Here is a 10,535-nt window from a genome sequence, read left to right on the forward strand (position 1 = left end):
CATACCTCTCTCTATAATTGGTGAAAGTAATCAACGTTCATCAAGTCTAACCATATGTCTATCGTACAATAGCATTCTGAACGAATTCTGAACAAAAGAAATAAATGAGAATGTGAATTGATCCATTATATGTGATGGGAACGACATGTTTTGGTGTTTAAATACAGTCTTTTAATGACGAAATATGTCGAATCATGAAGATTACTGTATTTATTTCATGCGAAATTAGCAACATTTTTATTTCAAGTCCATAATATGGAAAATATTGCGTTGGTGGAATGATTACATATAAAAAGACGAGCCTATGGGCTCGCCTTTTTTGGTTGATCTTTTGCAGATACCGTAATCTCACTGTAGCACTTCCATGCTACCCGAGATTTATTAATCGGATATGTTGCGGGTGTAATATTCAATGATATCCTTACGACGAATGATTCCAAGAAAGACCCGATCTATATCCACCACGGGCACAAAGTTTTGGTCTGCCGCAAGAGTCAGCATATCCTCCATCTCTGCTTCGATGTACACGCACTCATTATAGACACGATGGCTAATCTCATCGACCTGCACTTGGTCCATATTATCAAATGTTAATCCAGGCGTATTACGCATTTTCCATAACAGATCACCTTCGGACAGAGTAGCAACATATTTTCCATCCGGATCAATTACGGGAATGGCGGTGTAGTGGTGCGATTCCAACTGCTCAATAGCATCTTTCATGGAAGCGGTAGACTCGATATAGGCCACTTCGGCTTTTGGGAGTAAAAAATAGCTGATTTCCATCATCGGGCTCCTTTTCAGCCTTTTGCATCGCAAAAAAGCTTTAGTATGTAATTCACTATTCTTATTTAAACATATTATGTGAGCTTAAGGCTATTTTTAATGACAAATTCATCAGATTTGTCACATTGTTTAATCGGCGCAGGAAATTTATAGTATAGAGTAGAGGTGATGTGACATGAAATCGAAACGTAAATTATTATATGGACTCTTGCCGATTCTATTTGCAGGCGGTATTGGAATGTATCTTTATATGCAGAATAGCAAACCGGAGGAACCGAAACCGCAGACAACTGTGAATCAGTACATAGAGCATTTACAAAAGAAAGAGTTCGGCCAGCTGTATTCGTTGATGTCACCTGCTTCGTTGACAGAGGCAGGCATGTCTAAGGAACAGTTTATTGAGAAATACAATGCAATCTACTCGGGTATGCAGGTCTCTGCTGTTAAAGCTGAGCTGACAGCAGCGAATACGACAGGAACGGAAGCTGACTCTGGCGCTCAAACAACAGGGACTGAAAGTGGAACCGAGACTAAAGTTGAATCACAAGCAACAACGGACAAAGAGGGAACGAATCAGGCAGAACAAGGGGCTAGTAATCCTGATCTTTATCAAACCGATTATGATATACAACTGACCACGTTTTTAGGCGAAGTCAACGAGACACATACGCTTAATTTAGTTCGACAGGAGCTGGAGGACGGGAGCAAAGTCTGGCAGATTAACTGGAAGCCGTCCCTGATCCTCAGTGACATGGTGAAAGGTAGCAAAGTTCGGGTGAAGACGTTATTCCCGAATCGAGGGGATATTGTAGATCGTGACGGGTTGCCGCTTGCGACCCAGGGCACAATGAATGAGTGGGGCATCGTACCCGAGAAGCTCGGAGAGAACTCGGATCAGATGATTGCACGCATCGCGGAACATTACAAGGTGTCCGTAGAAGCCATTCAGAAGACACTTGGTCAGACATGGGTGAAACCGGAATTTTTTGTGCCAATGGGCTCGACAGAGGAATTTGATGTACCTTCTTCTCTTAGCGGAGTTGCTCTGCAAAGTAAGGAAATTCGGTATTACCCGCTTGGTGAAGCAGCGGCACATCTGATCGGATATGTGCGTAAGGCCACGAAGGAAGACTTGGACAAAGATACCAAAGGGTATTACCGTGCGGAAGATTGGATCGGCAAAGCCGGACTGGAACAGTCTATGGAGAAGCAGCTACGCGGAGAGCGTGGCGGTTTAATTGAAATTACGGATGAAGCGGGCAACACGCGTTCCGAATTGATCCGCAAAGATGCAGTCGACGGTAAGGATGTGCAACTATCCATCAGCTCCGCACAGCAACAAAGATTGTATCAGACGCTGGCGGGTGGCGGCGATGCCGGAGCGATGGTGATGATGAATCCGAAGGACGGAAATATGCTTGCTATGGTGAGTGCGCCTTCCTACAATCCGAATAAAATGGTTACCGGTCTGACGCAGGCCGAGTGGGATGCCTATTCGGCGAACGAGAAGCTTCCTTTTATCAACCGAGTAACGACACGATATGCTCCCGGCTCAACCTTCAAGGCGATTACTGCGGCTGCGGGGTTGATGGAGAAGGTGACCACACCGGACAAAACCCATGAAATTTCTGGTTTGCAATGGCGGAAGAATGATAGCTGGGGTGGATATTACGTCAAGCGGGTGAAAAGCCTGAGTCCTGTAAATATGGTGGATGCCCTCGTATACTCCGACAATATTTATTTTGCAATGGAAGCGACTGAGATGGGGAGCGCCAAGTTTATCGAGGGCATTCAAAAGTTCGGGTTTGGTGACAATTTCGGGCTGGATGAACTCTATTTGAAACCTAGTCAGTATGCAAATGAGGCGCACAGGGATCTTTCTTCCGAGGTACTGCTAGCCGACACTTCGTATGGTCAAGGTGAGATGTTAATGTCGCCGATTCATCTTGCTACTGCGTTTACGCCGTTTGTGAATGAAGGCAAGCTGGTGAAGCCTGTATTGATTGTTGGAAAAGAGACCCCCGATCCTGAGGTGATTATCACACCGGATGTAGCCAATACCGTTACTGACGCACTGAAACAGGTGGTGTCTCGTCAAGGCGGAACGGCACATGCCCTCAGCTCGATTGCTGGCGGTCTTGCAGGCAAGACAGGAACGGCCGAACTGAAAGCGAAGAAGGGTGAGCAAGGTCAGGAGAACGGATTTTTCGTTACCTTTGATACCGAATCGCCGTCGTTCCTGTTGGCAGCCGTAATCGAAGAGGTGAACGGGCGGGGTGGCAGCCATTATGTGGTGGATCGCTTGAAGCCATTCTTGGAGAAACTTCAGCTTGAGCCGTGACTATGAAATCTGGCAACGATAAGAAATAACCAAAAAACGCGTTCTTGGCTTGAACCATAATGGTCGCCAAGACGCGTTTTTCATTTTACTTTATATACTAAAATTTCATAATGGATTTCAGATCATTTTCTGGCTGTAATCATGAACCGCGCCGAGTTGGTGCGAATCCCTTGCTCGTCGCGGTGATCTTGAACAAATTGTTCAAAGATATCCAGGTCGGACGCGAGTTCTCCGAATTGAGGAACGATAGGCGTGTGTGTCAGCAGGAACAAGAGATCCTCAGGTGTAGCGTAATACTCGGTTACATTATATTCACGGACCTCGATGTGCCGGAAACCTGCATGTTGCAGCTCTTGTTTGTATTTTTCCAAGAGTGTTCCGGGCTCTATGCCGAGATGTTGTCCACGTCCAAATGCTTGCTTTACATTCAATTTATCGTGCTCGCTGACCTGCTGGGTCAGGAATACACCATCCTCTGCGAGAACGTTGTACACTTCTGACGCGGAGAATGCGGAATGTCTGCAAGAAACAATATTGAAGAATGACTTTGGAAACTGTAAGTTGTCCGCATCCATCTGAGTGAATCGCACATTGGAGCATTTTTTAGTTCGCTTTAAATTTCGCTGAGCTGTCTCGATCATTCCATGAGCCAAATCGATGCCGACAAGCAGATGAGCATGTTCAGCAATGGAGAGCACGGCTTCGCCTCCACCTGTGCCGATGTCCAGCAGCAGATCTGATGTTTGGGTGCAACGAGTCACCTCATCATAGAATTCCCAGTCGGTGGGTTCAGAGATCACCTTCATCGTGCTGAAATCCCATCCATTTTGTTGACCGACACGTTCATAAAATGTGTTGTAATCCCACTGTTTTGTCATATTAATTCTTCCTCCAGTATGTGATGTGTTATTTAGGATTTGTTGTTTTCAACCATCGTTCATCTACACATCGAACAGGCTCAAAAGGACAGACCTACCCCTTGGTAGCTGGTACGCGTTTTGATCCAGCCCGACATTTAATTACTTCGAACGATTGGAAACAACATCCCTTTCACCTCACATGTTGGAATAGCCCCATTATACATAATTGACAGCGCATACGCGAGGTGATATTTTGGGGTGGAATCTATTCCAGGAATCCGAGGTGATCAATGGTGGCTGTTCGTGCTAATCAGATTTTTGTTAACTTGCCAGTTCAGGATTTGAAGAGATCGGTTGATTTCTTTACGAAAGTGGGGTTTGAATTCAATGCCCAGTTTACGGACGATAAGGCTACCTGTATGATTGTCGGAGAAAATATCTTTGCCATGCTTCTGGTGGAGGAACGTTTTCAATCCTTTATCACGAAAAAAATCGCGAACGCGGCTGAGACAACAGAAGTGATCGTCGCTTTATCTGTTGCTTCCCGTGAAGAAGTGGATGCGATTGTACAAGCTGCCCTTGATGCTGGAGCGAAGCAATATAACGAACCTCAAGATCATGGATTCATGTATGGACGGAGTTTTCAAGACCTGGACAACCATCTATGGGAAGTCTCTTATATCAATTTGAGCGCGTTCCCTTCGAACCAGCCCGAATAGATCAGCATGAATTGTGCCCTCTAACTATCGCTGAATGGATAAATGAATGAAACTAAATAGATCGGCATCAGATGGATTTGCGGAATATACATGAAGGCCTTCCTTGAAAACAGGAAGGTCTTTTTTTAGGCTACAAAATGAGTGATCAGCATGAATCCTTACTACATATCTTATTTTTCCTTCAGAATATATGGTGCATTTTACCTTTTTGCTATATGATAAATGTCGATTCACCCCGAGATTAGGCAACACATATTCTGGAGTGATATCAAGTAACAGAACGACAACAGAAAAAACAAAAGATAACATATATCTAAATTTACATAAGTTTAGGCTGGAGGGATCAGGATGTATTGTCACATATGCGGCACGAAAAATAGTTCTGGGGAGGACCACTGTCAGAAGTGTGGAACCCGATTGAAACAAGATAGCTCCACAGAGGAGCAAATCTGGTCGGAGCCGTCAGGACTGGAGCCACGTAATGCATCTGCAACCGGAACGGTGAGCAAGCGCAAGAGCAGTCCATTTGTATGGATTATCCCACTGCTACTTGCAGCAATTATGGGGGCGTTGTTAGCGTATTATTATAATCAGGAGAATCTGATTAACGCTCATGTGAAGACACTGCATCTTGAGGCAGAGAAGGCTGCACTGGACGGGAAATATTCAGAAGCTCTGGATTTGCTGGACAAAGCCCTCGCTCAAAGACCTAATGTAGGAGCACTCGTTCAGGATCGTAAAATTACAGAGCAAGCAAATAATTTACTAAAACAAATGGACGAAGCCGCGAATCTGCTCAAAACAGGTAAGCTGTCGGAAGCGGACAAAATGATTCAAACCGCGACTAAAACATTAAACGAACGCCAAGAGCCGGTGTTTGATAAGGTAAGGTCAGCCTTGAACAATCGGAAGGTAACCCTGGCTGTTTTGAAAGTGAAAAAGGAAATTGATCAGTTAACAACCGTCGAGGCACTCGCTGAAAAACTCAAAACGATCTCCAAGCTGAACGGTAAGGAAGCCGAAGTTGTGAAGAAACAGATTACGGATAAGCTGGCAGGTATCAGTTACAAGCAGGCCGAGCAGCAGGTGAAGAAGCATGATTTTACAGCAGCGCTGCAAACCGTGGACAACGGATTATCTTATGCGCCCGAGGATCAGAAGCTGACGAAATACCGGGATGAAGTATTGCGTGAGAAAAAAGCGTTTGAGAAAGCGGAGGAAGAACGTATTCGACTTGCAGAACAGCAAGCAGCTGAAGAGGAACTTCGCAATCGTACAGGGGCTGTATACGTAACGGATCTGTCTGCTAAGCTGGATGAGTATGGAGACTTGTATATCAGCGGGGCGGTGTTTAATCAGGGAACACGCCCTATATCATCCGTGGCGCTTATCGTTAGCATCAATGCCTCCAACGGCGATTACATCGGTGAGACAGATGTTTATGTATACCCAGCTATATTGGATGTAGGCGAAGAAGGATATTTTGAAACCTACTATTATGGGGTATATGAAGCCGCGAATGTGACAGTTACGAATGCATCATGGTATGTGGAGTAGGAGGACGACAAAATGAGCAAACGTGTATGGGGAACGATCATTTCCAGTGCAATAATTATTGGTGCTGGTGCTGGAGGCGTATTCTGGATTCACCAGCATACAGCAGTTGAGATGGCGCTAGCTCCCAAACTGGCTGTGGCTTCCTCGAAACAGGCGGATCAACCCAAAGCAAAAACAACATCTAAAACCACAGAAAAGAAAACGCGTAAACAGATTATTGAAGATAGTCAGCGAAAAGTAGTTACGATTGAAAGTAGCGATGGTCTGGGCTCAGGCTTCTTATATAATAACAAGGGCGATGTCATCACTAATGCGCATGTCGTCGAGGGTTCCAAAGAAGTGACGATTCGCACCTTGGATCATCAGGAATATCGGGGTACAGTGATTGGTTTTGGCGAAGAGACGGATGTTGCTGTTGTCAGAGTCCCTGATCTTGTGAAAATGGAACCTCTGCCTATTGCGTCAGCCAAAGCGGAGGTTGGTGATGAAATTCTGGCACTCGGTAGTCCGCTTGGTTTTGAGAATACGGTGACTACCGGTATTATTAGCGGACTTGACCGCAGTTTTGAAATCCCGCCTTATATTTATACCAACTTGTATCAGATATCTGCTCCGATTACTAATGGTAACAGCGGCGGTCCGCTGATCAACGCCGAAACGGGAGAAGTGCTGGGGATTAATTCGACGGTGGTTAAACAGGAAGGTGGACTGGGGTTCAGCATTCCTATCATCAGTGTGTTGAAGCAGGTGCAACAATGGTCAGAGCGCTCACCTGATACCAAAGGGGCACAAACGGTAAGGGACTCATCTTCGCAGACGTCGTCCGCTGCTTTATCTGAAGCGGAAGCACTGGTTGCTGATTTTTACAACTACCTGAACATGAGTGATTATGTATCTGCCTATGCGTTGCTCGGAAGTGATTGGCAGAAGGGCACAAGTTACGCTAAATTTCGTGAAGGCTATACGTATACGAGCTATGTTAGTGTGGAGAAAATTTCGTCTGCGACTACGAGTAAGGAAGAGATGGAAGTGAGCGGTGTGATCGCTGCCGAGGAGCGCAAGGATGGGGAATACGTAACGACTCAATATAACGTGACATATCAGGTCGGATACGAGAATGGCCAATTAAAGATATTACATGGACAGGGTAAAAAGAAGAAATAAATGGATTCGTGAATAAAAGGAGGGCTTGCCACATGGTGGGTTCTCCTTTTTATATTGCGGATTAGACATATATTTGCTAGAATACAGAACGAATGTTCAGTATATAAGAATGGAGTGAAGTGAGTGAGTTTGAATAAAAAGCAGCTCCAGTCCGAGCAGACCAAGAAAAAACTTGCGGATGCATCCAAAGCCCTTTTTGTACAAAAAGGATATAAAGCAACGTCTATTGAGGACATCGTCGCGGCGACTGGAAGTAGCAAGGGAAATATATATTATCATTTCAAAAGCAAAGAAGGGCTCTTCCTCTATCTCATTGATGAATGGGATCGGGAGTGGGAAGCGAGCTGGAAGTCAAAAGTGCATCTGTATCACACTTCCACCGAGAAAATCTATGGCCTGGCGGAACAGCTCATTATGGATGATATCAACCATCCTTTAACAAAAGCGGCTGATGAGTTCTTCACTGGAGAGAAAAAAGAGAATGATATTGAAGAACGAATCGCAGTATTGTTTGAGCGGCACATCCAATTCAATAAGCAGCTGATTCAAGAAGGAATAGACAGCGGGGAGTTCAATGATCAGAATGTAGAGCATCTTGCGTTGATTTTGGAAAGTACCATTATAGGGCTTAGTCAAATGTCGCGTAAGCTGGAACCGGGCGAGGCTCTTGCGTTGTATCGTCAGGCCGCCAGTGTATTTCTGCACGGGATTGCCAAGGATAAACAGCATAATTAGACAACGATGGAGGATGGAATCATGGCTTTACTGACACGTAACAGGGGCGCGTTGCTGCTGTTGATGTTGAATATTTTTCTCGTATTTATGGGTATTGGTCTGGTTGTGCCGATCATGCCTGCTTACATGAACTTGCTTCATATTACGGGCTTTACGATGGGACTTCTGTTCGCGGCGTTCTCTTTCACACAGTTTTTGTTCTCTCCAGCAGCAGGTCGTTGGTCAGACCAGTGGGGACGCAAAAAGATTATCGTATTCGGGATGCTGATCTTTGCGGTATCAGAATTTATGTTCGGTGCGGTGAATGCGCCTTATCTGCTCTTCGCAGCCCGAATGCTGGGCGGTATTGGCGCGGCGTTGATCTTTCCTGCGGTTATGGCTTATACGGCTGATATCACAACGGAAGAAGAACGCGGTAAAGGCATGGGGCTTATTAATGCGGCCATTACAACAGGTTTTATCATCGGGCCAGGAATTGGCGGTTATATTGCCGAGTTTGGCATACGGGTTCCTTTTTATGCGGCAGGGGTTGCGGGTTTGCTCGCTGCAATCATTACACTGATTATCTTGCCTGAATCCGAGCGTAGCGCGAGTGAGCAGACTACACCTGAAACTAGCGGGGCAAAAGTAAAAGCACCAGGTATGGTATCTCAGCTTATCAACTCTTACCGGGAACCTTACTTTTTCAGTCTAATCATCGTATTTGTTATGGCTTTTGGTTTGGCTAACTACGAGACGGTATTCTCCCTGTTTGTGGATCACAAGTTTGGTTTCACGACCAAAGATATCGCGTTTATCATTACATTTGGTTCCATTGCTGGAGCAGTTGTGCAAGTATCCCTGATTGGCTGGTTGCTGAACACATTTGGGGAAAAGAAGGTTATCACGGTATGTTTGCTGTTTGTATCCGTATTTGTACTACTAACCTTGTTCGTTCACACGTATTGGTTGATTGTTGTTGTAACGTTTATCGTCTTCTTGGGAATGGATATTTTACGCCCTGCAATCAGTACGCAGATGTCCAAGCTAGCTGAAGAACAACAGGGGTTTGTGGCTGGGCTGAATTCTGCGTATACAAGTCTGGGCAACATCGCTGGACCCATCGTAGCTGGAGCGTTGTTTGATGTGAATATTAACTATCCGTATGTATCGGCTGCGGCGGTACTTGGCATCTGTTTCTTATTATCCTTACGTGTGCTAAGAAGTGTTAAATCGGTGCAAGAACCTAAGGTTCAAGTGTAATTCTTCTAAATATAAAACGTGAACACTTCAAGTTTGGTATAATAAGAAATGCTGGAAGTGAACCACATGGGCTGAGTTACATTGGAACATTACCGAGGAAGATCATTTTTAGACATAGACAGGATTAATGGAGTGATAACATGAGCAAAGCAAAAGGTAAGGGCGGCACAGGCCGCGGAACAGGCAAGAAAGGCTGGAATCGCTGGCAAGCCAGTGCCAACCGAGCGAAGAGTGCTCCTAAGCCTTATAAAAGCAAGGGAACCAAGAATAAGGAAAACGCTGAGTCTGCTACGGATAAGTCCAACTAAATGGACAGGGGAAGAGGCGGAGTGGAATCAAGTGTGTAGTTTTTCAGAGAAACAGCAGTTTTTGGATGTGGTATTCATATCTGAAGAACTGTTGTTTTTTTATGCAGGCATAGGGGAAGGGGCATTTATAGGATCAGACATTTAAGAAGTTTCTACTATATAGAGAGATGTGAATATAAAGGTACACTATTTCGTTTAGGTCTTAAGGTAAGCGGCAGGTATCATAAGACAATGTGACTTTAAGACATAGTGTATTTATATGGAGTATATCCACCATCAAAAAGTAATTTCGTAATATGGAATTAATAAATTCATAAATAACACTTTACAAGAGGGATCGATACATGGTATATTCTTATTCCGGCCAAGAAAACACAGCTTACACGGTGCGGCAAGCCATTGAAAACAAGCTTCGAAAGAAACTTAAAAAAAGAACTTGCAAAGTTGGTTCGGACATGATATTATATAAGAGTTGCTGAAATGAACTGGTTTCGGTAGCGAGAACAAGTTTGATCTTTGAAAACTGAACAACGAGTGAGTAAACATTCTGCTTGCAGAATGACGTGAAGGTTTTTGGTACATGCCATCTGGCTGTATGAAAACTGGAACACAAATGAGATTTTTAATCTCGTCAGATTCAAAATGAGCTTATCGCTCTTTTCAATACTTTATTGGAGAGTTTGATCCTGGCTCAGGACGAACGCTGGCGGCATGCCTAATACATGCAAGTCGAGCGGAGTTGATGGAAAGCTTGCTTTCCTGATACTTAGCGGCGGACGGGTGAGTAACACGTAGGCAACCTGCCCTCAAGCTTGGGACAACT

9 protein-coding genes and 1 rRNA gene are annotated in these 10,535 nt (G+C 44.7%); 8 read left to right on the top strand and 2 right to left on the bottom strand.

Annotated features, from left to right (window positions below; genetic code table 11):
• Positions 1-381: 381 nt before the first annotated feature.
• On the bottom strand, positions 382-786 hold the full coding sequence (locus tag H7T88_RS11155) for a CBS domain-containing protein (RefSeq protein WP_090923108.1): 405 nt from the start codon (positions 784-786) through the stop codon (positions 382-384).
• A gap of 175 nt (positions 787-961) precedes the next feature.
• Here H7T88_RS11155 and H7T88_RS11160 point away from each other — a divergent pair, with 175 nt between their 5' ends.
• Positions 962-3,127 (top strand): penicillin-binding transpeptidase domain-containing protein, encoded by a 2,166-nt coding sequence (locus tag H7T88_RS11160; RefSeq protein ID WP_221788485.1) that lies wholly within the window; start codon positions 962-964, stop codon positions 3,125-3,127.
• Between the two features lie 122 nt (positions 3,128-3,249).
• Here the strand turns inward: H7T88_RS11160 and H7T88_RS11165 are convergent, their stop codons facing one another.
• On the bottom strand, positions 3,250-4,005 hold the full coding sequence (locus tag H7T88_RS11165; protein WP_221788487.1) for a class I SAM-dependent methyltransferase: 756 nt from the start codon (positions 4,003-4,005) through the stop codon (positions 3,250-3,252).
• A 275-nt stretch (positions 4,006-4,280) separates the two neighbouring features.
• Between H7T88_RS11165 and H7T88_RS11170 the strand changes: the two genes are divergently transcribed.
• From H7T88_RS11170 to H7T88_RS11200, 7 genes are all read left to right on the top strand, one after another.
• Positions 4,281-4,706, top strand: a complete 426-nt coding sequence (locus H7T88_RS11170; protein ID WP_145414606.1) for a VOC family protein — start codon at positions 4,281-4,283, stop codon at positions 4,704-4,706.
• A gap of 417 nt (positions 4,707-5,123) precedes the next feature.
• A complete protein-coding gene (locus H7T88_RS11175; RefSeq protein ID WP_221788489.1) occupies positions 5,124-6,263 on the top strand; it encodes a hypothetical protein in 1,140 nt (379 codons plus the stop codon).
• Between the two features lie 12 nt (positions 6,264-6,275).
• Positions 6,276-7,427 carry a S1C family serine protease gene (locus H7T88_RS11180; RefSeq protein ID WP_221788491.1) on the top strand — a complete coding sequence of 384 codons (1,152 nt, stop codon included), beginning with the start codon at positions 6,276-6,278 and terminating at the stop codon, positions 7,425-7,427.
• A 129-nt stretch (positions 7,428-7,556) separates the two neighbouring features.
• A complete protein-coding gene (locus tag H7T88_RS11185; RefSeq protein ID WP_154985244.1) occupies positions 7,557-8,162 on the top strand; it encodes a TetR/AcrR family transcriptional regulator in 606 nt (201 codons plus the stop codon).
• 21 nt (positions 8,163-8,183) lie between these two features.
• Complete coding sequence (locus tag H7T88_RS11190; protein WP_090923097.1) at positions 8,184-9,404, top strand: MFS transporter; 1,221 nt, start codon at positions 8,184-8,186, stop codon at positions 9,402-9,404.
• Positions 9,405-9,544: 140 nt separating this feature from the next.
• The gene (locus tag H7T88_RS11195; protein ID WP_154891696.1) at positions 9,545-9,712 is read left to right on the top strand and encodes a DUF3934 family protein; all 168 of its coding nucleotides are present in this window, start codon (positions 9,545-9,547) and stop codon (positions 9,710-9,712) included.
• A 668-nt stretch (positions 9,713-10,380) separates the two neighbouring features.
• A 16S ribosomal RNA gene (locus tag H7T88_RS11200) occupies positions 10,381-10,535 on the top strand; the annotation flags it as partial.

It is taken from the genome of Paenibacillus cucumis (ex Kampfer et al. 2016), assembly GCF_019748695.1.
Classification (GTDB): domain Bacteria; phylum Bacillota; class Bacilli; order Paenibacillales; family Paenibacillaceae; genus Paenibacillus; species Paenibacillus polysaccharolyticus.

Bases quoted from the DNA above. Each gene is read 5' to 3' on its own strand.
- H7T88_RS11155 (WP_090923108.1), bottom strand. From the start codon at position 786: ATGGAAATCAGCTATTTTTTACTCCCAAAAGCCGAAGTGGCCTATATC.
- H7T88_RS11160 (WP_221788485.1), top strand. From the start codon at position 962: ATGAAATCGAAACGTAAATTATTATATGGACTCTTGCCGATTCTATTT.
- H7T88_RS11165 (WP_221788487.1), bottom strand. From the start codon at position 4,005: ATGACAAAACAGTGGGATTACAACACATTTTATGAACGTGTCGGTCAA.
- H7T88_RS11180 (WP_221788491.1), top strand. From the start codon at position 6,276: ATGAGCAAACGTGTATGGGGAACGATCATTTCCAGTGCAATAATTATT.
- H7T88_RS11190 (WP_090923097.1), top strand. From the start codon at position 8,184: ATGGCTTTACTGACACGTAACAGGGGCGCGTTGCTGCTGTTGATGTTG.
- H7T88_RS11195 (WP_154891696.1), top strand. From the start codon at position 9,545: ATGAGCAAAGCAAAAGGTAAGGGCGGCACAGGCCGCGGAACAGGCAAG.